This window comes from Pedobacter sp. (assembly GCF_031119335.1).
GTDB lineage: Bacteria > Bacteroidota > Bacteroidia > Sphingobacteriales > Sphingobacteriaceae > Pedobacter.
The window spans coordinates 30,706-54,580 of sequence record NZ_JAVHXT010000013.1; the positions used below are offsets into that span (position 1 = coordinate 30,706).

The 23,875-nt window shown below is 38.3% G+C and carries 14 protein-coding genes; all 14 read left to right on the forward strand.

The genetic code is table 11. From position 1 onward, the window contains the following. Positions 1-85: 85 nt before the first annotated feature. Positions 86-3,058 (forward strand): discoidin domain-containing protein, encoded by a 2,973-nt coding sequence (locus REI64_RS13855; RefSeq protein ID WP_308850733.1) that lies wholly within the window; start codon positions 86-88, stop codon positions 3,056-3,058. A 35-nt stretch (positions 3,059-3,093) separates the two neighbouring features. Then, positions 3,094-3,909 (forward strand): SDR family oxidoreductase, encoded by an 816-nt coding sequence (locus tag REI64_RS13860; RefSeq protein ID WP_308850734.1) that lies wholly within the window; start codon positions 3,094-3,096, stop codon positions 3,907-3,909. A gap of 807 nt (positions 3,910-4,716) precedes the next feature. Then, positions 4,717-5,955, forward strand: coding sequence for a glycoside hydrolase family 88 protein (locus REI64_RS13865; protein ID WP_308850735.1), 1,239 nt, complete (start codon positions 4,717-4,719; stop codon positions 5,953-5,955). A 101-nt stretch (positions 5,956-6,056) separates the two neighbouring features. After that, positions 6,057-6,638 carry a sigma-70 family RNA polymerase sigma factor gene (locus tag REI64_RS13870; RefSeq protein WP_308850736.1) on the forward strand — a complete coding sequence of 194 codons (582 nt, stop codon included), beginning with the start codon at positions 6,057-6,059 and terminating at the stop codon, positions 6,636-6,638. Positions 6,639-6,717: 79 nt separating this feature from the next. After that, positions 6,718-7,872: a FecR domain-containing protein gene (locus REI64_RS13875; protein WP_308850737.1), complete on the forward strand. Its 1,155-nt coding sequence runs from the start codon at positions 6,718-6,720 to the stop codon at positions 7,870-7,872. Positions 7,873-8,128: 256 nt separating this feature from the next. Beyond that, positions 8,129-11,542: a TonB-dependent receptor gene (locus REI64_RS13880; RefSeq protein WP_308850738.1), complete on the forward strand. Its 3,414-nt coding sequence runs from the start codon at positions 8,129-8,131 to the stop codon at positions 11,540-11,542. Positions 11,543-11,555: 13 nt separating this feature from the next. Beyond that, positions 11,556-13,025, forward strand: coding sequence for a RagB/SusD family nutrient uptake outer membrane protein (locus REI64_RS13885; protein ID WP_308850739.1), 1,470 nt, complete (start codon positions 11,556-11,558; stop codon positions 13,023-13,025). A gap of 96 nt (positions 13,026-13,121) precedes the next feature. Then, positions 13,122-14,582, forward strand: a complete 1,461-nt coding sequence (locus REI64_RS13890) for a BNR-4 repeat-containing protein (RefSeq protein ID WP_308850740.1) — start codon at positions 13,122-13,124, stop codon at positions 14,580-14,582. Further along, positions 14,579-16,063, forward strand: a complete 1,485-nt coding sequence (locus REI64_RS13895) for a PQQ-dependent sugar dehydrogenase (protein WP_308850741.1) — start codon at positions 14,579-14,581, stop codon at positions 16,061-16,063. The genes REI64_RS13890 and REI64_RS13895 overlap by 4 nt, the downstream gene beginning before the upstream one ends. Further along, positions 16,063-17,268 (forward strand): Nramp family divalent metal transporter, encoded by a 1,206-nt coding sequence (locus REI64_RS13900; RefSeq protein WP_308850742.1) that lies wholly within the window; start codon positions 16,063-16,065, stop codon positions 17,266-17,268. Before REI64_RS13895 ends, REI64_RS13900 begins: the two co-directional genes overlap by 1 nt. 24 nt (positions 17,269-17,292) lie before the next feature. Next, positions 17,293-18,309: an epimerase gene (locus tag REI64_RS13905; RefSeq protein ID WP_308850743.1), complete on the forward strand. Its 1,017-nt coding sequence runs from the start codon at positions 17,293-17,295 to the stop codon at positions 18,307-18,309. Beyond that, positions 18,309-19,373: a dihydrodipicolinate synthase family protein gene (locus REI64_RS13910; protein ID WP_308850744.1), complete on the forward strand. Its 1,065-nt coding sequence runs from the start codon at positions 18,309-18,311 to the stop codon at positions 19,371-19,373. The genes REI64_RS13905 and REI64_RS13910 overlap by 1 nt, the downstream gene beginning before the upstream one ends. After that, entirely contained in the window at positions 19,373-21,319 is a 1,947-nt protein-coding gene (locus REI64_RS13915; RefSeq protein ID WP_308850745.1) for a hypothetical protein, read from the forward strand. The genes REI64_RS13910 and REI64_RS13915 overlap by 1 nt, the downstream gene beginning before the upstream one ends. A gap of 10 nt (positions 21,320-21,329) precedes the next feature. Beyond that, positions 21,330-23,870: a family 20 glycosylhydrolase gene (locus tag REI64_RS13920; protein WP_308850746.1), complete on the forward strand. Its 2,541-nt coding sequence runs from the start codon at positions 21,330-21,332 to the stop codon at positions 23,868-23,870. Positions 23,871-23,875 lie beyond the last annotated feature (5 nt).

The following is a 23,875-nucleotide window of genomic DNA, read 5'->3' on the forward strand; positions in this document are numbered from 1 at the left end:
ACCTTTCTAACAGATATACGAGTTAAATCTTTCAAATCTTTTAATCATTAGGTTTTGATTTGAAGAAAAGTAAAAAACTAACAAAATGAAATATACACTAGCATCTCTGCTTCTTTTTTGTGTTTATCAAGGTTTTGCTCAGCTAAATAACGCTGCATTGCAGAAGCAGGTGATGGTAAGTTCCGAAGATAAAGCCAATCTAGCTTCTTATGCCGTAGACGGAAATTTGAATACCATTTGGAAATCTGCCAAAGATGCGAAAACGCCTCATTTCATAGAAATAGATTTGCATAAGTATCATAAAGTGATATCGGTAATGGTTACTGTGCTTAAGGGAGAAGAATTGCAAAATAGTAAAGATTTAAAGTTGCAATATTGGGATGATGCCAACTGGACCGATTTGAGTTTACAGCCGACAATCGATGGACCGAAGTCTCGACTCATTTATAAGATCGCACCCGAGCTTACCACTTTTATGGTTAGAATAAATTCTAATTCAGCTAAGGGAATTGCAATTAGGGACATTGCAGTAATGGGCAATTTGATAGAGAATCAACCGCTACCTACAGTTTCTACTGATATCAATTTGCTGGATACAACAACTAGGCACTTAAAAATCAAAGTCACTAATCAAGTTGTTGGAAAAAGCATGAAATATGTAGGTTACAATATGGGTTATTATATGCCTGGTGGAAATGTATCTTCTTGGGTAGAATATTCGCAGGTTAATGCCTTTAGGGTATGGGCCAATCTTGGCGATTACGTTCCTGTTAATGCTTTAAAAACAGCTACAGATGTAGCTACACTCGCAAGTTTCGAGCAGCAAAAAACCTTATTAAGAAAAAATCCAGAAGGCAATCAGTTTATTAACTGGGAAATGTTGAATAAAAAATTCTTCGAAACACCTGCTGGAGGAAATAATGCAATGAACCTGCAATACGTTTTTACCGAACTTGGAAAAATGAAAATCGATATTGTTTTGCAGGCCAGCGAAAAAGATTTTAAAGACACGTGGCAAGATAAGTGGCAAAAGTGGCAGCGCTACTATGCGTTAGCCTATCATGCAGCCAAACATGGTAATGTCGAGATGTACGCTATTCAAAATGAGCCCAATCATAAACATTCTGGTCCAATGAAATTGGATACCTATATGATAGGTGTGCAAATTGCAAGTGATGCTGTTCGTTGTGCGTTAGAAGATGTCAATAAAAGGTACAATAAAAAATTGAAATCACGTTTTGTAGCGCCTGTAACTGCCGGAAATAACACAGACTGGTGGGCTTATGTAGTCAAAAATATCCGTAAAGGTTATGATGGAAAAGAGTTGGACTACGATTTATTCGATATTTTTAGTACACATTCTTATAATCAACCCGCTTCAGGTTATGCAACTCGTGTAAACGATATCAGAAAGGTTATAGAAGAAAATCATCCTTTAAAAAAGCCTTTGCCAATTGTTTTTACGGAAATAGGCAGGTGGATGAATAGTATTTTGATTGATAAGTATGAGACTTACGATTCTCCCTCTGTATTTACAGAATGGGCTGGTATTTATGCCAACAACATGAAGAACGATGCTTACGGCATGTGGGCTTTTAAGTTTGCAAACACTGCAAACACAACTTTGCCTGAAGGTATAAAGTCTGGCCACCATCTTACATGGACAGGTAAACGTATTGTTGAAGATTTATATAAAAACATTGCGCTGAATGCAAAGGTAAAAGCAAGTTCAGCGAACTCAACTGCGGCTTTAGTTACAGATGGAAGTAAAGAAGATACTTCTGCATGGGTTTCCGATTCGCTATCCAAACAGCAATGGCTAGAAGTAGATTTAGGCAAGAATTATAACATTGCCAGTGCCATCGTTTACACGGGTTCATCGTATGGGGTTTTTACTGGGCCAGACAGAGTAAAAAATTATGTGCTTCAATATCAGGAAAATAATGTTTGGAAAGATATTCAGGGTACATCCATTAAAGATGGAAAGCATGTACGCTTTTTTCTACAATTTAAAAAGCCTATACTGGCCAGTAAAATTAGATTGGTAAGTACAGACCCTGGAAAATTACGTGTAAGGGAAATAAAGTTATTTGAAGAAACGGATGGTCCTGCGAAAGAAATTACTGGCGATTATAACGTTGGTGGTGTGCATAGGGTAGGAGAAGTGGTGCGTTTATTCGCAAAAGGATTTAAAGACGAACGCAACTTGTATCAGACTCAAGTAGATAAATTAGAGGCTAGGTTAGATACTTACACATCTTACGACGAAAAAAGTGGCAACTATTACATGTGGCTGGTACAACGAGGTTCATTTAATTATAATTTCGAAATTGATGTGACAGCGTTGCAAATTGCTGCAGGTACGCCAATTACCACTGAGGTGGTTAGTGAGCATTACTATGGCGAGGTTAAAGATTTGACAAGTTTGGATGCCAGCAGAAAAATAAAATTAACATTGCCAGCTCAGTCGGTTATGTTGGTTACCATACCTTCTGCTAAAATATTAAGACAACAAATGTTAGTGCCAATAGCAGATGCTACAGTTTCTGGCGGAAAAAACAGTGCTGTAAATTATGGTAGCGACAAAGAACTTAAGATATCGTTGGATGCTCAAAACCCTGAATATAACAAAGTGAGCTATCTCAAATTTGATGTTTCAAAAATTGATTTGTCTAAGAGCCAAAAAATTATTTTGAGTGTAAATGGTAAAAGTTCTGCAGATGCTATATTCCGTTTTCACGTATATGCTTTACCTGATATTTCGTGGGAGGAAGATAAAATCAACTGGAAAAATGCTCCGCTACTAGATAAAAGAGAGGCGTTGATTACAAAAGTTGCTGAAAAAGCTTTTGTTGCTGGAGAATTGGCATTTAGTGGAATAGCTGCTAATCATTATTTAGATGTAACAGATGTGCTTAAAAAACATCCTGGCAAAACCATCACATTTGCTTTGGTAAGAGAAAGTAGAGAAATGGGCGACGAAGTAGATAAAGGCAAGGTGGTAACTATACAATCTAAAGAAACAGGATTGAACCCGACATTGCGGGTATGGCAATGAATCAGATACTACCTCAACTATAAATAAACTGTAAAATGGAGCATATTTTTTCCCTAGAAAATAAAGTAATTGTACTAACAGGGGGCACCGGAATTATTGGCGAATCTTTTATTAAAGGCATAGCTGCGGCGGGTGGCACGGTATGCATTTTAGGAAGAAACGAAAAAGTGGCAAATGAACGTGCTGAGAAGATAAATAATAATGGCGGAAAGGCATTAGCTTTAATTGCAGATGTATTAGATGAAGCTTCGCTGCAAAAAGCAAAAGAGCAGATTTTAAATAAATTTGGAAAAATAGATGGTTTGGTGAATGCTGCTGGAGGTAATATGCCAGAAGCTGTTTTGCAAAATGATAAGGATGTTTTCGAAATGAGTATTGATGGTATGCGAAGAGCGTTAGACTTAAATTTGTGGGGAACATTAATCCCAACTCAAGTTTTTGGTGCGGCCATTGCGCAAAGTGGAAAAGGCAGTATCGTTAACATATCCTCTATGAGCGCTAAACGAGCTATTACCAAGGTTTTGGGTTATAGCATGGGTAAGGCCGCTGTAGATTGCTATACGCAATGGTTTGCTGTAGAATTGGCAAATCGTTATGGCGATAAAATTAGAATGAATGCAATTGCACCGGGGTTTTTCTTAACAGAACAAAACCGAACGCTTCTTACAACCGAAGATGGAGGTTACACAGATAGGGGTAATTTGGTAATTAAGCAGACGCCTTTTAAAAGGTTTGGACATCCTGATGAGTTAATTGGAGCATTACAATGGTTACTAAGTGATGCTTCGGCTTTTGTTACTGGTTCTATAGTAAATGTAGATGGTGGTTTTTTTGTTAACGGTGGAGTTTAGTAAGCATTCACAAAGCCAATAAACTAGTCAAGTTTTGCTTTAAATTCTTAATTCTCCCGGTAGCCAGTACTCCGATAATCGATTTGTTCTTGAATACGCCGGAAATCCGTCTGGTTTTGATCACTCGCTTTACAAGGATGGAGTTGCTACTGGAATTGTAATTCAAACTGTGACAAACGATAACCTGCAAAAACAAAGAAACCAATGATAAAAAAACTTTCGCTTGAAGTAAGTAATCAAAAAAGTCCTGTTTTTTTAACAATAAATGTTGTGATTATTTGAAATCTTATAAAGGATCTTCATCAATTTTTGAAATTATAGTCAAGTCGTCAAGCAAATTTTTTGAAAAGTACACAGTCTCGGGAGCATTGGTCTGCATGTCTGCAGACAACATAAAAACCCATTTCTATGCAATAGAGTGGGTTTTTTTTCTAAAAATTACGTTGACCTAATCTGCATCCCACTTTTTATTATCCAATCAACGTCGAGTTTTATAGTAAAAACTGTAGAACTTAACATAAAACCGCTACAAATATTTGACAAGGAAATCATTACGCTGGGTGGCTGCCAAATTAATTGTTCTATTTAATCCCAAATTTGAATTTTTCTTTAGGATGATATTGATCAGTCCTGAATTGCCTTCGTCAGCATATTTGGCTGGTGTAGTAATAATTTCTACTATGGATATCTGTTCGTTAGAAATGGTAAAATTAAGACTCAAAATTCACGCTGAGTAATATTTCTTTTGCTTGGGTGTGGGACTTTAACCTCAAAACTGCTCTTATATAGTACATAAGATAAAAGTGTATGACTAAGATGAATAAACTATTGGCGGTATTTATACTGCTATTGAGCAACTCTTTGTTTGCCCAGAAAACAGATTTTGTTGCTAAAAGCTTTAAAATGGCAGCTCCGTTATATGATAACTTATTAGCAAAAACTAAAGGTAATTTTATTGATTATCCGCACAGTTTGTACGCCGATGGTAGTTTGAAATACCTACAAATAGATGAATGGACAGGCGGTTTCTGGCCAGGTGCCTTATGGTATATGTACGAATACACTAAAGATAGCAAGTGGAAAGATGCCGCACTAGCTTGGACTCATTCATTAGAAAGCAACCAGTTTAACACTTCGCACCATGATATTGGCTTTATGATGTATTGCAGCTATGGCAACGCACTTCGTTTTGTGAATGACAAGAAATATCCAGAAATACTATTACAGTCGGCTAAATCATTAACTAAAAGGTATTCTGCTGTTGTTGGTAGTATCCAATCGTGGAATGAACGTAAATCAAAAGGGGATATCAATACTTGGGAATATCCAGTTATTATGGACAATATGATGAACTTGGAGCTATTATTTTATGCCAGTAAAATTAGTGGTGATACAAGCTACAGAAATATTGCCATTAAACATGCCGAGCAGACTTTGAAAAATCACCTAAGGGCAGATTATAGTTCTTATCATGTGGTAAACTATGATCCAAAAACAGGAAAAGTTCTACATAGACAAACCTTACAAGGCTTTTCTGATAATTCTACTTGGGCAAGGGGGCAGGCTTGGGGTATTTATGGTTTTACGGTGGTTTATCGAGAAACTAAAGATCCACGTTTTTTAGAGGCGGCAATAAAGATGGCTGATTTCTTTCTCGATCATCCAAACTTACCAAAAGATAAAATACCTTATTGGGATTTTAACGTTGGGCAAAAAGGCTACAAACCAGATTGGAATTTCGATCCCCAAAAATATGCCGAGGTACCAAGAGATGCTTCGGCAGCAGCCATAGCTAGTTCAGGTTTGCTGGAGATGAGTACCATGTTGAAAGGAGAGCAGGGCAAAAAGTACTACAATGCCGCTGTAACCATATTGAAATCATTGAGTAGTGACAAATACCTGAATACAGATCATCAAAATCCATACTTTTTGCTAAAGCATAGTACAGGTAACTTTCCTTCTGATAGAGAGATTGATGTGCCATTGATATATGCAGACTATTATTTTCTGGAAGCACTTTTACGATATCAAAAAATAAAGAAGTAGTTTAAATTGAGTTAAACAGCGCCTTAGACTTAGTGTCTCAAGGTGCTGTTTTTTGTTAAATCGAAAATATTAGATAGATTTGATTTGATACTTCTTCAAGTATGATTAGATCAACAGATAGTAATATAAGCGATCAATATTTATTAGAACAGATGAAAAACGATGATGAATCGGCCTTTCATTTGCTTTACGATAAGTATTGGGAGCAAGCATATAACGCAGCTTACAAACGGTTGAAGGATGCAGATTATGCCAAAGATATTACGCAAGATATCTTTTTACAACTGTGGTCTAGGCGATATGATTTGCAAGTAGCTTCTGTACCAGCATACCTTTATACGGCCATCAGAAACAATGTTTTCAAATGGATGGAGAAGGAGCAAAGATTTACAACTATCCCCGATTTACTAGATATTTTGGTACAGGAAAGAGATCAGGCAGACGTAGAGCTATTGCGAAAAGAATTCATGCAAAAATATGAAGCACTTGTAGATAGTTTACCTTCGGCACAACGCACTATCTTTAAGCTTAGGTTCAACGAAGATCTTTCTACCAAAGAAATTGCAGAAAAGCTCGACATCACTAGAAAAACTGTACAAAACCAATTAGGTAAGAGCGTAAATCAGCTCAGAGATTCACTAGATCTGCTTTACATTGTAGTTTTATTGCACCTCGGAAAATAATTTTCTTTTTTTGTGGGACTTTTTCGTTTTAGTCGGTCTTGTTAATATAGGCTGTCTATATTAAGCTGCCGTAACCAAGATGGATAAAAAAACATTTCTAGAGATTTTAGCGAAATATAACAGGGGAACTGCCAATAAGGAAGAAATAGAATTTCTAGAAGCATACTACGAATTATATGATGCCGAAGGAAATATCCTCGATAGTGTAAATTCGCAAGAAAAATTAAATATAAAGAATGAGATTTCAGCAGGTCTTTTGCTCGAAGTTTCCAGTCAGCAAAACAAGAAAATACCATTTTATTATTCTAAATGGTGGTCTGTAGCTGCAGTTTTAGCACTGCTAACTTCGCTAAGTATCTTTTATTTCAAAAGCAAAAAAACAGAGGTTTTAATTACTCAGACCGAGAAAGAAAATATCATCAAGCCTGGTGTTAATCAAGCTATATTGACTTTGGCAGACGGTTCTACCATTGGTCTAAATGACAGCTCTCATGGTGTTGTTGTAGAAGAAGATGGTTTAATAGTGACTAAAGGAACCGATGGGAAGATTAGTTACAATGTAGAAAAAGATCTAATACCAAGTATCAATACGGTTGCTACACCAAGAGGTGGACAGTATCATTTAGAATTGCCAGATGGAACAAAAGTTTGGTTAAATGCTGCTTCATCTATCAAATTTCCAACTCGATTTTCTGGAAAGAATAGGATAGTAGATGTTACCGGCGAAATCTATTTCGAAGTAGCCCGGAACAAGGAAATGCCATTTTTAGTTCGTACGCATCATCAACAGATAGAAGTATTGGGTACTCATTTTAATGTGAATGCTTACGATGATGAACTTGCCGAAAAAACAACGCTAATTGAGGGAAGTGTAAAAGTGACCAAATTAGATAAAACGGCGAACAAAAACACCCTATGGAAAGTGTTGCACCCAGGGCAAGAAGCCTCAATAAAAGCAAAAGGTGCGCAAATAGATGTTACCACAACTGATATCAATTTGGCAGTTGCATGGAAAAATGGCTACTTCAAATTTGATAGGGCAGATATTAATGCGGTGATGCGCCAGATAGCTAGGTGGTACGATGTAGAAGTAGTGTATGTTGGTGCTAAAAGTGAGGATCTTTTTGTGGGCGAAATGAAGCGCACAGAAGATATAAAAGGGGTATTGAGAATACTGGAACTAAGTAAAATAAAAACTTCCATTAAAGGAAGAACGATTATTGTAACTAATTAACTAACCAAATCAACTAACCAAACAGAAAACTAGTATGGAAAATTAACTGAAGAAAACTAGAGTTTGGCTAAACAAAAAAACCGGAGTGCGGGAACACTGCCGGCTTAATCTCCCAATGGGAGCTGTTTGGTCCAAATCAAAAAACTGTGTAAAGAACTTTCAATCAAAAACCAAACCTTACAAAAGTATGCAAATTAATTTTTACGGTAAAATCCGGATGCTTTCTGGATTCTACCCGTCCAAATTGTTTCTAACCATGAAACTTACGGTAATCATTATGATGATTAGCTGCTTTCATATAAGCGCTAAAAGTTATTCTCAAAGTCTTAACTTAACAGGGAAAGATATTCCTTTGGCCAAAGCGCTGACCATGATCAGCGAACAAAGTGGACATTACCTATTCTACAAGTATAATGAACTTAAAGATGCAGAGCCTGTAACCATCAAATTAAAGAACGCCAGTTTAACCCAAGCTTTAAAAGAGGTGTTCAAAAATCAGCCTTTTACTTTTGCTATAGAACAGAAAACTATCGTTGTTACCAAAGTGATAGGTGAAGCTCCTAAAGCACCTGTTTTTATAGATATCAAAGGGAGGGTGTTGGGAGATAAAGGAACTCCCTTGCCTGGAGCTGGCATACGCGTTAAAAATGGAAGCCAAACAGCAGTAACTGATGCCAATGGTAATTTTAGCTTAAACAATTTGCCAGAAAACTCGGTAATTGTGGTAAGTTATGTAGGATATGTAACCCAAGAAATAGCTATCGGCAACAGAACCAATATTACGGTCACTTTGTTGGAAGATGCTGCAAGTCTTAATACTCTGGTAGTTGTGGGTTACGGTAAGCAAGAACGTAAAGATATTACCGGATCAATCAGTTCCATAGATTCAAAGAAAATACAAGATCAAGCGGTAGTTAGCTTAGATAATGCAATGGCTGGCCAAATGGCTGGAGTGCAGGTTACGGCGGCAACTGGAGCACCAGGTGGTGGAGCAACGGTAAGGGTTAGGGGAGCAGGATCTTTATCTGCAGGTAACGAGCCTTTGTATGTGGTAGATGGTTTTCCTGTAACCAACGATTTTAACCAGAGGAACAACCCTTTGAACACCATCAACCCCTCAGATATAGATAATATCCAAGTACTAAAAGACGCATCTGCCACTGCTATTTATGGTTCCAGAGGATCAAATGGTGTAGTTATCATCACCACAAAATCAGGCAAAAGCGGTGTTTCTAAAATTGATTTTAGCCTAAATACCGGAGTGCAACAAGTGGAAAAAACTTTAGATGTATTAAATGCTAGAGAGTTTGCATTGTTTGTGAATGAAGCTAGAAATAATGCTTGGGTAAATTCTGGGGCGGGCAGGTCTACTACTGATCCAAACTCGGCAAGGCTTAACAACGTGATGTATTTATTACCAGCATCTTTAAGTAATCCAGATGCTTTGGGTGAAGGTACAAATTGGCAGGATGAGATTTTTAGAAGTGCGCCAATGAGTAATTACCAGATTAATTTTTCTGGAGGAAATGAAAAAACGAAATACTTTGTTTCTGGTGGATATCTTTCTCAGGATGGTGTAGTCTTGGGTTCAGATTTGAAACGTTATTCTTTCCGTGTTAACGTCGAATCGCAAGTAAATAAGGTGGTAAAAGTTGGTGCAAACATTACACCTAGCTACACTTTTTCTAACCAGACTTTGGCCGAAGGCAACTGGCAAGGTGGTGGTATTATCCAATCTGCACTTACTGCAGGACCACATATGACACCTTACAATGCCGATGGTAGCTACACTAAAATTACAGGACTTGGTATAGGAACTAGTGAAGTAGATAATCCCGTAAAAATTGCCCGAGAGTATTTTCATCAACAAAGCAATATGAGATTATTGGGTACCGCTTATGCAGAGGCAAATATCATTAGCGGTCTTACGCTTAAAGCTTTGGTGGGTGCAGATATCAGAAGTTTTAGAGAACAGATTTTTAACCCTTCCATTATCAACCCAAACAGTGTAAATGATACAAAATTGGCTACGGGAAACAGCAATACTAGCGAAAACAGAAATTGGCTGGCAGAGTTTACCTTAAACTATAACAAAAAAATTAATAAACATGCATTTGATGGTTTACTTGGTTATACCATTCAGCAAGAGAACATCGAAGCTAATGCGATAAGTGCTACCAATTTTCCAAATGATCAGATCAAAACGGTAAATGCTGCAGGTACAATTACGAGTGCGCCGGCAACTTCAGAAGCTTGGGCATTACTTTCTTATTTAGCTCGTGTTAACTATAGCTATGACAATAAATACCTGCTAACGGCAACGTTAAGAACAGACGGTTCATCTCGTTTTGGATTTGATAACAGATATGGTGTTTTTCCTTCGGTATCTCTAGGTTGGAGAATTTCTGAAGAGAATTTCATGAAGAACGTAAACTGGATATCTGATCTGAAACTGAAAACCAGCTATGGTATTACGGGTAATAATTTTATCAGTAATTACGGTGCAATTGCCTTAACTACTACCGATAACTACATTTTTGGTGCAAGCGGTGGTACGGTTAATAATGGAATTAGATTGGCAAATATTGCCAACAGTTTGCTAAGCTGGGAAAAAAATAAACAATTAGATATTGGTTTGGAATTTGGGATATTGAAAAACAGGGTATCGATGTCGTTAGATTACTATAACAAAAGAACGTCAGATTTATTACTGAATGTTCCTACACCAACTTTGACAGGTTATACCAATGCGTTACAAAATATTGGTGAAATACAGAACAAAGGATTTGAAGTAAGCGTAACCAGCAGAAATTTCGTAAATGCGTTTAAATGGACTACAGATTTTAATATTTCGACTAATAAAATCAAAGTGTTGGCATTAGGGCCAGATGGTTCAAGGATACTTTCCCGCCAAACTACTTTTGCTGCTGGCAACACCCATATAACAGAAATTGGCGCTGCACCAGGTTCATTTTTTGGCTACAAAGTAATAGGGGTTTATAGAGATCAAAATGATGTAGACAATTCTGCAGTTATCAGAAATGCAAATGGAACGGTAAGCTCGAAACCAGGACAGTTGAAATTTGCAGATATTGATGGAGATGGTGTAATTACTGCTGACGATAGGACTGGCATAGGTAGCCCATTTCCAGATTTTACTTATGGCATGACTAATAGTTTTGCTTACAAAGGGTTTGACTTTTCATTTACATTACAGGGCGTACAAGGTTTTCAAGTATTAAATGCTGCAAGAAGGTTTTATGGAAATTACGCTGGTTCATATAATGTGCTAAGAAGTACTGCTAATGGTTGGGTATCTCCAAGTAGCCCAGGCGATGGGTTTACTCCCCAAATTGACCGAAATTTTGGTGCTTTAGGTATTGCTTCAGTAGTTAATAATGCAACTTCGGCTTTCGTAGAGGACGGCTCTTTCCTTAGAATTAGAAATATCACTTTGGGCTATAATCTGCCTGCGTCAGTTGCAAAAAGTTTAAAAGTTGCCAATGCTAGGCTAAGCTTTACTATTCAAAATGCCTTCACGTTTACCAATTATGAAGGTTATAATCCAGAAGTAAGTGTTGAGGGAGCTAACCCTTTAATGCCTGGAGTTGATTCGGGTGGTTACCCGCTGGCACGCACATTTATGTTTGGTTTAAATTTTGGATTTTAAAACTGTAATGGACATGAAAAATTTTAAAACAATATACGCAACAATTCTAGTGCTTATCATTACAGCAAGTAGCTGCAGTAAAGATTTTTTAGATCGTGCACCTATTTCGCAAATGAACGGCAACAACTTTTATAAAACTGCCGAGGACATGAAAAATGCGCTTACTGCGGCTTATGGTGGTTTGCAATATGGTGGTTTATACTATTCATCTATGCATGTAATAGGCGATTTAAGGTCGGATAATACGGAAATCACCAATCCAAATGCTGGTTCTGATTTGGTAGCGATAGATAACTTTCAAAATTTAGCAACTACCTCCATCAGTAGCACTACTTGGGCGGGTCATTATCAGGCCATCCAATCGGTTAATATTGTGATAGAGAAAATAGAAGCAGTAACTATGGACGCTAACTTAAAAGCCAGATATGCTGCAGAAGCTAAGTTTTTAAGAGGCTTGATGTACTTTAATTTGGTAAGGATTTTCGGTGATGTACCATTGGTTACTAAGGTCATCAACAATCCGCAAGAGGGATACGAATACGGAAGAAATCCTAGTGCCGAGGTTTATGCACAGATCATCAATGATTTAACGGATGCAGAAAATGTACTGCCACACGAGTTTACCGGTGCAGATATAGGACGTGCAACAAAAGGTGCAGCGGCAGCATTGTTAGGTAAAGTTTATCTAACGCAAAAAAGATGGGATTTGGCAGTTCCTCAACTGAAAAAAGTAATAGATAACGTGGCATTGAATAAATATCAATTGCTACCAACTTATGCAAGCGTGTTTGGTATTGCCAACGAGAACGGCAGGGAGTCTATCTTCGAGGTACAGTTCAAAAAGGGCAGTGCAGGCGAGGGTAGTCCATATACCAACCAATTTGCGCCAATAGGTTCTGGAACAGCTGTGGTTGCTATTGGTAATCCGCTGGGACAAAATATTCCAACTGCTGATATGAATAATGCCTACGAAGCTAATGATGTTAGAAAAGCGGTGTCAATGAGAAATAGTTACGTGCTTGGCGCAAATACGGTACAACATAATTATATAGTAAAATATTTGGGCGCTCCGGCAGCTAACCTAGATAGCGATAACAATTGGATTGTGTTGAGGTATGCCGATGTATTGTTGATGTATGCTGAAGCTTTGAATGAGCAAGGTTACGTTGCCGATGGTCCTGCATTTACTTATTTAAATCAGATCAGAAATAGAGCTGGATTAGGAAGTAAGACCAGTAATAATTCAAATGCTTCACTTAGGGTTGCAGATCAAGTTGCTTTTAGATTGGCTATAGAGCAAGAAAGACGAGTAGAATTAGCTTTCGAAGGTCATCGTTGGTTCGATTTGGTTCGTACTGGAAGAGCACAAGCGGTAATGGGCGGTAAGGGAATGCAATCTCACCACGACTTGTTTCCAATTCCTCAAAGCCAAATCGATATCAACCCTTCTAAAATTAAACAGAATACAGGGTACGTAAATTAATAGATATAGATCATCCCACTTAAAAAGCTAACGTAAATAAGTTTAATAAGTGGGGTGATTTATCTTTTTTCTGTTCACCATTATCTCCGTTAATTAATGAAAAGATTATTAATTTCTTTCTTAGTGGCTATTGCTTGTCCTTTTTTAGCACTTGCACAAGTGCAAACCCTTAATCAAAAAGATAGTGGATATCGAGGGATTTGGTATAGCAACCAGCCATCTAACGACGAATATGTTTATAAATACAGTGGCGGTTTGGGAACTTACCCAGCCAACCATTATCCATTTTCCGTTTACGTTAAAGCAGTAAATAAAACTTTTTTTTGTTACGGAGGTGCCGATGCCGAGGGTACAACCTTGCTGCATACCGTCTCCTATTTTGATCATAACACGGGCATGGCGCCAAAACCTACCGTAGTGCTAGACAAAAAGACTAACAATGCACACGACAATCCGGTGCTCAATATCGATAAAGACGGATATATTTGGTTGTTTTCTACTGCTCACGGTACCAACAGCCCTTCTTACGTACATAAAAGCGTAAAGCCTTATGATATCGAAACCTTTGTAAAAGTTGATGTAACTAAGTTGGTAGATGGTAAAGTAGTGTCAATGGATAACTTTTCTTATCTACAAGCTTGGTATCAGTCCAATCATGGTTTCCTAAACCTTTTTACGCATTACGATAGAAAAGTAATTCCTAATCAACCATCAAAACCGAGACGAACCATTAGCTACATGACCAGTGCCAACGGCATTAATTATAGCGAATGGAAAGATTTGGCTACTATAGCCGAAGGTCACTATCAAACCAGTGGAAAATTTGGTGATAAAATAGCAACCTCCTTCAATTTTCACCCGGTAAAAGAAGGAGAGAACGGATTAAATTACCGTACCAATCTCTATTACATTCAGACCAGAGATTTTGGAAAAACTTGGCAGAATGTTAAAGGACAAAATCTTACAATTCCGTTAAAGGAGGTACAGAATGATGCTTTGGTCAAAGACTATCAATCGCTAGGACTAAATGTTTACATCAACGATCTGGCTTTTGATAACGCTGGAAATCCCATCATTTTATATATCACCAGTAAAGGTTACCAAGCAGGACCAGCTAATGCGCCTTACACTTGGAATACCGCAAGGTATACTGGTACCGATTGGGAGATTTTGCCTGTAACTACTTCCGATAATAATTACGATATGGGCTCTTTGGTAGTAGATGAAAAAGGGACTTGGTTAATTATTGGCCCCACGGCAACAGGACCGCAGGCCTTTAATACCGGTGGCGAAATGGTGTTGTGGACCAGTAGAAACCAAGGGAAAAGCTGGAAATCGAAGAAACTGACCGAAAATAGTATCTATAACCATTCGTATAGTAGAAAACCTGTAAATGTACATCCAGATTTTTTTGCTTTCTGGGCCGATGGTCATGGAAGAGAACGTTCGATTTCTCGTCTGTACTTTGCCGATAAAAAAGGAAATGTGTATCAGTTGCCAACAAAAATGGAAACGGATATGGTAAAGCCAACTAAACTAAAGCAGCCTAAAAAGTGAAGAAATATAGCATTATAGCAGCTTGTTTAATGTTTTTATTTGCTTGTAGCAAACCAGCAGAGGAGCTTGAAACAATAGATAATGTTCAGCTCAAAATCAATTTGCTAAAAGTAGAGGTTTTGGCCGATAATCTTAACGTGCCTTGGGATATTTGCTATGCTGACGATCACTCGCTGTGGTTTACCGAGCAGGAAGGTTTTGTGTCGAGAATAGACTTACAAACAGGCGAACAGAAAAAGCTTCTCAAAATTGATGAAGTTTGGCATAAACGTACCGCAGGCTTGTTGGCTTTGGCGGTACATCCAAATGTAAAAGAAAAGCCTTATGTGGTAATGAACTATACGCTAAAACGGGATAGTTCGATTTTTAACAAGTTGGTACGCTACGAATTTGATGGAGATACCTTGAAAAATCCGAAAGTACTCTTAGAGATTGATGGTTTTACTGCACACAATGGTTCTCGTATCGCTTTTGGTCCAGACCAAAAAATCTATTGGGCCACAGGCGATGCCTACAATGGAGAAAATGCTCAAAATACTACCAGTTTAAATGGCAAAATTCTCCGTTTAAATATTGATGGTAGCATACCTAAAGATAACCCTAAACCTCATAGCTATGTTTGGGCAAGTGGCTTTAGAAACATGCAAGGGCTTACTTTTTCTGATAAAGGATTATTGTACACCTCAGAGCATGGCGATGCCATTGAAGATGAAATTAATCTGATACAAAAAGGTGCCAATTATGGTTGGCCAGCTATCGAAGGTATTCATGATTTACCAATCGAAAAGCAATTTGCAGCTCAGCACAAAACTACAGAACCTATCAAATCTTGGACACCAGTAATCGCTCCTGCTGGCATAACCTATTACGGAAGTTCGGTAATAGGAGAGTGGTCTAATAGCTTATTGTTGACCACGCTAAAAGGTAAAAGTTTAAGGGTAATTAAATTGAGTAACGATGGCAAGAAAGCTATTGATGAGGAAATTTTCTTTGAAAACTATTATGGTAGACTAAGAGATGTTTGTACGGATAAAAATGGTGTAGTTTACGTAGCTACCAGTAACAAGGATTGGAACCCAACTCCCGGTTTTCCATTGGCTGGCGATGACAAAATACTAAAGATTAGTGTAACAGATAAGGCCATAGGCGAACCCTTAAAAGGTGTTAAACCTAATGAAACAAGTCTGCTTTCGGGCAAAACACTTTATAATAATTATTGTGCTTCTTGCCATAAAGAAGATGGAACAGGCTTGTCTGGTGTATTTCCAGCATTAAAAGCTTCTGCATTGGTTAAAGCTAAGCCCGATGAATTAATCAATGTTTTACTTAAAGGTATTCCCAACCAGAATGGTACGGCAGCAATGCCTGCTTTCAACTTTTTAAAAGACGAAGAAGCGGCCGTTATTCTTTCTTACATCAGGCAAAATTGGGAAAATGCAGCCAGTCCCGTATCGGCGGCTCAAATCAAACAAAATAGATAATGTCGACAACAAAAAATAAGTTGAGCACGGCACTCAAAAGCTTAGTGCCTGGTATTATTACCGCGGCAGTGGTTTTTGGACCAAGTAAAATGACCATTACTTCTCGTTTAGGAGCAGATTATGGTTATTCCATGTTATGGATAGTAGTTGTAGCCATTTTCTTTATGCTCGTATTCACAAATATGGGTGCAAGAATAGGGCTGAGCAGTTCATTAAGTTTGTTAACCCACATCAGAAATAAATGGGGTAAAGGTGCTGCCATAGCTATCGGATTGGGTGTGTTTTTGGTAACCACCTCGTTTCAGGCGGGTAACTCCATTGGGGTAGGCATTGCCATTGCCGAAGCCAGCGGCACTAAACCTTGGATTTGGGTAGTAATATTCAATGTACTTGGTTTAGCACTACTCTTTTTTAGAAGTTTCTACAAAGTTTTAGAACGTTTGATGATAGCCCTCGTAGGCTTAATGCTACTAGCTTTTGTAACTACTTTGTTCTTATCAAACCCATCTGTTTCAGCAATTGCAAAGGGATTTGTTCCGAGCTATGAACCTAGTTCCGCTGCATTGTTGATTGCTTTTGTTGCTTCCTGCTTTTCTATTGTAGGTGCTTTTTATCAATCGTATTTGGTACAGGAGAGTAAGAGCAACGGCGCTACACCATCAAATAAAAGTACCACAGGTATTTTACTGTTGGGATTTATGAGTGCGGTAGTGATTATCTGTGCTGCGGCGGTGTTACATCCTCAAGGCATAAAGGTAAATAGCGCTTCAGAAATGTCTAAAGCCTTACAACCGCTGTTTGGCGATTATGCAGCCGACTTGTTCTTGGTCGGACTTTTCGGAGCATCATTTTCATCTTTGGTAGGTAATGCAACCGTAGGAGGAAGCTTGCTTGGCGATGCCTTTGGTTATGGTAATCATTTAAATTCTAAAAAGGTTCGTCTGTTCATTGCGTTGGTCATGATTTGTGGAGCATCTATCTCCCTAATTTTTGGCAAACTACCGCTAGAACTGATTGTGTTTGCGCAAAGTGTGACCATTTTCTTGGTACCCTTTATTGGTTGGGCCATGTATAGTATCGCCAACGACGAGCAAATTATGGGTAAACATAAAAACAGTCCTTACGTGAAAATTGTGGGTAGCCTCGGTTTATTGTTATTGATTGCATTGGCAGTGTTCAATTTTTACGAGCTGTTTTTGAAATAAAATTATTGAATAAAGTTAAAAGAAATGGAAGATTTAGTAGCGTTGGAACGAAGGTTAACCACACCTTCAGCAGCTTTAATAGAAGATATTAAAAAAATTAGGGGCGATATAGTGCTGTTGGGTATAGGCGGAAAAATGGGGCCGAGTATGGGCAAATTATTAGTTGATGGAATTAGATTGGCTGGCATAAACAAACGTGTAATTGGTGTTTCCAGATTTTCTGATGAGAAAGCAAAAGCCGAATTACAAGCTAACGGAATAGAAACTATTAGTTGTGATTTGCTTAACGATGAAGAACTTTTTGCACTGCCAGATGCCAAAAATGTGATTTACTTGGCTGGCAACAAATTTGGTACTACAGGTAAGGAGAGCTTTACTTGGGCTATGAATGCTTATTTGCCAGGTCGTGTGGCCGAAAAATACAAACAGGCCAATATCGTTGCTTTTTCGTCTGGCAACGTTTTACCTTTTGTACCTGTTACTTCGGGAGGTGTTGCCGAAGATACTACACCCGAACCTATCGGCGAATATGCACAATCTTGTTTGGGCCGTGAACGTATTTTTGAGTACTTCGCCAAGAAAAACCAAACTCCAACATTAATCTACAGATTAAATTATGCAGTAGATTTTAGGTACGGAGTGGTTTTGGAAATTGCCAAGTCGGTTAAGGCAGGTAAGGCTATTGATTTAAGTACCGAAAATGTAAATGTAATATGGCAAGGCGATGCCAACGAAATAGCCATCCGATCCTTGCTGCATTGCCGTACTCCTGCTAAAATTTTAAACGTAACAGGTCCCGAAATTTTATCGATCAGATGGATTGCTCAACAGTTTGGTGTGCTTTTCGGTATCGAACCAAAATTTATTAATGAACCAGTAGGTACAGCATTGTTAAATAACGCATCAGAGAGCCATCGCTTATTCGGTTATCCAAAAGTTACCATTAGGGAGATTATTGATATTACCGCAGCATGGTTAAATGCAGGTGGCGACGAGTTTGGTAAAGCAACACATTTTCAAGAAAGGGGAGGGAAATTCTAATGAAATATTTAAGCACTGAACTAAATCAGCATTTACAACAGGGTACTGTAATACCGGCACATCCCTTAGCTTTAAAAGAAAATAGAACTATTGACGAGGAACAGCAACGTTTGCTCACCAGATATTACGTAGCCAGTGGTGCTGGTGGAATAGCAGTTGGTGTTCATTCTACGCAATTCGAAATCAGAGATCCTGGGGTAAACCTTTTTGCCACCGTGTTGCAATGGGCGGCAGAAGAAATTAGTAAAGCTAATTTAAACAGACCTTTCCTAAAAATAGCAGGTATTTGTGGGCCAACCGCACAAGCCATGACAGAAGCTAAAATAGCGGTTAGTTTAGGTTATGATATGGGCCTGTTAAGCATGGGTGGTTTACAAGGTTGGGCCGAGGCGCAAATTTTAGAGCGGGTAAAAGAGGTTGCTAACATCATTCCCGTGTTTGGTTTCTATTTACAACCCTCAGTAGGCGGTCGTATTTTTAGTTATGATTTTTGGCTGCAATTTGCGGAAATCCCGAATGTAATGGCGATTAAATGTGCTTCGTTTAACCGTTACCAAACTATTGATGTAATAAGGGCGGTTTGCAACAGCAGCAGATGTAACGAGATTGCGCTTTACACAGGCAACGATGATAATATTGTTCCAGATTTACTGACCAACTACCGTTTTATGGTAAATGGCAGTGCTGTAGAAAAGCGCTTTGTTGGTGGTTTGCTTGGACATTGGGCCGTGTGGACAAATAAAGCCGTGAGCCTGTTGCAAGAAATTAAAGCTTACGATAAAACCCCAACGGATAAAGCATTAGCAGAATTATTAACCAAAGGAATTGAGGTTACAGATGTAAATGCGGCGCTTTTTGATCCTGCAAATCATTTTCACGGTTGTATTCCTGGTATTCATGAAATGTTAAGGCAACAAGGGCTGATGAAAGGAATTTGGTGCTTAAACCCAAATGAAAAACTATCAGAAGGTCAGTTGGATGAAATAGAACGTGTTCATCGGGATTATCCCCACTTAAATGATGACGAATTTGTTCATGAATTTTTAGCTAGGGAGGTACGATAATGAAAATTGTTGGCGCAATAACTTCTGCAGTGCTTTTTTTGTTGGTGCAAATTACTTCTGCACAAGAAAAGGGCAAATTTGTAAATCATGGGCCACAACTTACTGCGGCAATGATACAGGGTAGCATTTTTGTAAAAGACAGTAAAAATAATCTATTATTATATACCGTTGTAAGGGGCGAACCTGCGCATTTGTTGGCTTTTAATGTAGCTAGTAAGGCTTTGGTCTTAGATGTTCCTTTGCCTAAAACAGATGGAGCTTGGGACTTGGCACAATCAACAGATGGTACACTTTACATTCCGGGTGCGGGAGGTAAGCTTTTTAGCCACCTGCCAGGAACTAAAACTATTAAAGATTTAGGTAATGCCCTGCCATCAGAAACGTATTTGTGGAACCTTGCTGCGGGAAATAATGGCGAAGTTTTTGGAGCCACTTATCCGGGCTGTAGGGTGTTTAGGTATCACCCAAAAGATGGATTTAGCGATTTGTTTAATGCTCCTTTAGTTGACGGCGAAAACTATGTGCGCAGTTTGGCCTTTGATAAAAAACGTAATAAGCTTTATGCAGGCGTAGGTTCTCATGCACATCTTATCGAGGTAGACCTCATTGCAAAAACCAAAAAGGAAATACTGCCCGAAAAATATCAGGATAGGGAGTTTGTTTACGGTTTGGAATTGATAACTGGTAGCGATGGCGTAGATCGTCTACTGGCTTTGCTTACCGCAGGCAACACAACTTTGGTATACAACCTTAAAACACAACAAGTAGAGCAGGAAGTAGTAGGAATGGACATGAAAGCTGTGGGTACTCATCTTAAAAATACCATCTATACCTCCAAAAATAGTTTGATGAGTTTTGATGCCGGCAAAAATATAAGTTCATCAATTCAATTGGCAACAGAGAGTGGTGCTGCACATGCCTTCTTTAATGATCAAAAAGGAAGTTTTTATTGGTTAAATGCAAAAGGTATTTTATCGAAATATCAGTTTAAAAGTAAAAAAGTAGAGCGTACAAAACTTACTATCCCAGAGCAGCCTATTCCTATCAACGCGATTATGGTGGGGCCAGACCAAAAAGTATGGACAGGTGGTTATTTAGCGGGTAGTCATGCTACATTCGATCCAAAAACAGGAAAGAATAAAAAATATCGAGGGTTAGACCAAACCGAGGGCATGACCTTTTTGGGAGATAAAATCTATTTTGGTATTTATCCCAAAGGGAAGTTTTATGTGTTTGATACGACCAAACCGTGGAACCTATCTAATAAAAACCCTAAGGAGGCCTTTGTAGAAGAGGGGCAAAGTCGATCTTTTGCCGTACATGCCATAGCTGATAAGCATCAATTATATTTTGGAACTGTTCCTGAATATGGAAAGCTGGGAGGGATATTAATTGGGTATAATGAAAAGACCAATCAGCATCAGTCTTATGGCGAAGTGCTACCGAAACAATCGGTAGTAAGTTTAACCAGTAAGGGAAATATACTCGTAGTAGGTGGTTCTATTTCTGGGGGATTGGGTATTAGACCAGAACGTAAAGAAGCAGAATTATTGATTTGGGATATTGAGAGTAATAAAGCATTGTTAAAACTTGTACCTGTTGCTGGTGCTGCGGCCATCACTTCGCTAATTAATGGACCAGACGGAAATATTTGGGGCGTGGCAGACGGACAGTTATTCATTTTGGATATTCATCAGCAAAAAGTATTAACCATCCATAAACTTTACGATTATCCCCCTTTTGGAAGTCATATCTGGAGAAGTGCTTTTATGGCTATCCATCCTTCGGGACAAATCTATGGAACGGATAATGGACTGTTGTTTAAACTAGATCCAATAACTAAAGTATGTACCGTTATTGAAAAAGGTGCTGGACTAATGTCGATGGATCCAAGCGGAAAAATTTATTTCAAGAGAGGTACAGAATTATGGTCGTACACACCTTAAACCTATAAGTATGAAAAGAAGAATAGCCTTTTTTAGTGTACTTTTCTTTATAGTGCAAGCGGCAAAAGCACAATCTTTAGAAGACTTAAACCATATCCAAATTAAATGGAAAATGGGAGCTAATGATCATTTGCAAAAAGGACAGTTCAGTGCGGCTTTCCTCATCACTAATAACGGAAACACAGCAGTTAATTTAAGTGATTGGATACTTTGTTTTTCCTACCCAAGGGAAATTAAAGAAGTCATTAGCAAAAATGCCAAATTTGAGAACAAGGGTGGCGAATTTGTGGTAATGAATGTGCTGAAAGGTTTTGGTATAATCGATGGTAAAAAGAAATTAGAGGTAAATTACTTAGCAAAAGGTAAAACCTTAAATATTACCGATGCTCCTTCAGGTTTGTATTTCGTATCCAAAACTAACCCTGGCAAGTTATTTACTGTAAAGAACTTTGCTTCGGACTTAAGTACGTTGAGTGCCGAAAATGAAATGTTGGCTGCTGCCCAGCGTTATCAAAAGTTCGCCAATACCAATGATATCAATATTGGCCAGCTTCATAAAGTAATACCCAAGCCCGTTTCTTATATAGAAAACAAAGGTTTTTTTAAGCTGAATGCTAATACGAAATTAATTGCCGATTCAGCTTTTGTAAACGAAGCAAAGCTCTTTAACCAAGAAATTTCATCCCTTTTGGGAACTAAACTTAATATAGCTAAAAGCCAAGCCAATAATGCAGTGGTAATAAAACTAGCCGCAGGTTTGTCTTTAGAAGAATATCGTTTAACTGTTGCCGATACAGGTGTACAGGTAGAAGCTTCCACGCCACAAGGAGCATTTTATGGTTTACAATCTTTAAAAATGTTGATGCCTACAAACGTTTGGGCTAAGAGAAGCAAAGAAATAGCAATCTCTAAGGTTGAAATCAACGATTATCCTCGTTTTGCTTATCGTTCCTTAATGCTAGATGTGGCTAGGAATTTTCAACCGAAAGCAGAAATATTGAAGTTGCTCGATCTTTTGGCACTGTATAAAATCAATACCTTCCATTTTCATTTAAATGATGATGAAGGTTGGCGATTGGAAATTAAGTCTTTGCCAGAACTTACAGAACTGGGCGCCAAGAGAGGTCATACTTTTGATGATGCTACACATTTAAAGCCTGCTTATGGTTCTGGTGCAGATACAACTAGCTTGCCTGGCAGCGGATATTACACACAAGAAGATTTCATAGAAATCTTGAAGTACGCTAAAGACAGGCATATCACTGTAATTCCCGAGTTGGAAACACCAGGTCATGCTAGAGCTGCGGTAAAGGCAATGGATTATCGGTATAGGAAATTGATGGCACAGAAAAAACATCAAGAAGCCATCGAATATCTTTTAAGGGATACTTCAGATCAATCCGTTTACAAATCAGTACAAGGTTATAAAGATAATGTGATGAATGTGGCACTGCCATCTACCTATCGTTTCATCAATACTGTAGTTGATGAACTGGTTTCACTCTATCAAAAAGCTGGTGCTCGGCTAAGTACGGTGCACATGGGCGGAGATGAAGTACCACAGGGGGTGTGGGAAAAATCTCCGGCCATTGCTCAATTAATGACAAATAAAAAAATCATTACTTATGATGATTTATGGTATTACTACCTCGGCAAAGTAAATCAACTACTAAAAAGTAAAAACTTACACCTTTCGGGTTGGGAAGAAGTTGCTATGCGGAAAGTAAAAGATGGCGAGAAATTGAACTACATCGCTAATCCAGACTTTTTAGGAGAAAATTTTCAGGTTTACGTATGGAACAATGTATGGGGTGGTGGTTCCGAAGATTTGGCCTATAGATTGGCTAATGCGGGTTACAAGGTGGTATTGTCGGCCGTTACCAATTATTATTTCGATTTGGCCTATCAGAAAGATACGCATGAACCGGGTTTGTACTGGGGATCTTATGTAGATACAGATAAACCATTTTATTTCTCACCTTTTGATTATTACAAAACAGCAAGGGAAGCACTTGATGGCACTTTGCTGAACAGAGATGTTGTAAAAGGCAAGGAGAGACTAACCGAAGAGGGTAAGAAAAATATTGTCGGCATACAAAGTCAATTATGGTCGGAAAAAATATATAACGCTCAAAGTATGCAGTATATGTTGCTGCCTAAATTAATTGCCTATGCCGAAAGGGCTTGGACTACCGAACCCGATTGGTCTAAAGAGGTCGATAGTGTAAAATCATGGCAGTTATACCTTGACGATTGGAGCCGCTTTGCCAATGTAGTAGGTAAAAGAGAGCTAAACCGTCTATCCTATTATCATGATGGATTTAACTTTCGGGTACCACCACCAGGTGTTATCATAGATCAAGGTAAAATAAAAGCCAACGTGCAGTTTCCAGAATTGGTTATTAGATATACTGCCGATGGTGCTGAGCCTCATGCTAAAAGCGAAATCTATCGTAAAGAAATCTCAGCTAAAGGCATCATTAAATTTAAAGCTTTTACTACGAGTGGAGCAGCCAGCAGAACAATAATGGTACAAAATCCTAAAATGTAAAATCT

What these genes read in the sequence shown, in the direction of transcription:
- REI64_RS13855 (WP_308850733.1), top strand. Translation starts at nt 86, where the DNA reads ATGAAATATACACTAGCATCTCTGCTTCTTTTTTGTGTTTATCAAGGT.
- REI64_RS13860 (WP_308850734.1), top strand. Translation starts at nt 3,094, where the DNA reads ATGGAGCATATTTTTTCCCTAGAAAATAAAGTAATTGTACTAACAGGG.
- REI64_RS13865 (WP_308850735.1), top strand. Translation starts at nt 4,717, where the DNA reads ATGACTAAGATGAATAAACTATTGGCGGTATTTATACTGCTATTGAGC.
- REI64_RS13870 (WP_308850736.1), top strand. Translation starts at nt 6,057, where the DNA reads ATGATTAGATCAACAGATAGTAATATAAGCGATCAATATTTATTAGAA.
- REI64_RS13875 (WP_308850737.1), top strand. Translation starts at nt 6,718, where the DNA reads ATGGATAAAAAAACATTTCTAGAGATTTTAGCGAAATATAACAGGGGA.
- REI64_RS13880 (WP_308850738.1), top strand. Translation starts at nt 8,129, where the DNA reads ATGAAACTTACGGTAATCATTATGATGATTAGCTGCTTTCATATAAGC.
- REI64_RS13885 (WP_308850739.1), top strand. Translation starts at nt 11,556, where the DNA reads ATGAAAAATTTTAAAACAATATACGCAACAATTCTAGTGCTTATCATT.
- REI64_RS13890 (WP_308850740.1), top strand. Translation starts at nt 13,122, where the DNA reads ATGAAAAGATTATTAATTTCTTTCTTAGTGGCTATTGCTTGTCCTTTT.
- REI64_RS13900 (WP_308850742.1), top strand. Translation starts at nt 16,063, where the DNA reads ATGTCGACAACAAAAAATAAGTTGAGCACGGCACTCAAAAGCTTAGTG.
- REI64_RS13905 (WP_308850743.1), top strand. Translation starts at nt 17,293, where the DNA reads ATGGAAGATTTAGTAGCGTTGGAACGAAGGTTAACCACACCTTCAGCA.
- REI64_RS13910 (WP_308850744.1), top strand. Translation starts at nt 18,309, where the DNA reads ATGAAATATTTAAGCACTGAACTAAATCAGCATTTACAACAGGGTACT.
- REI64_RS13915 (WP_308850745.1), top strand. Translation starts at nt 19,373, where the DNA reads ATGAAAATTGTTGGCGCAATAACTTCTGCAGTGCTTTTTTTGTTGGTG.
- REI64_RS13920 (WP_308850746.1), top strand. Translation starts at nt 21,330, where the DNA reads ATGAAAAGAAGAATAGCCTTTTTTAGTGTACTTTTCTTTATAGTGCAA.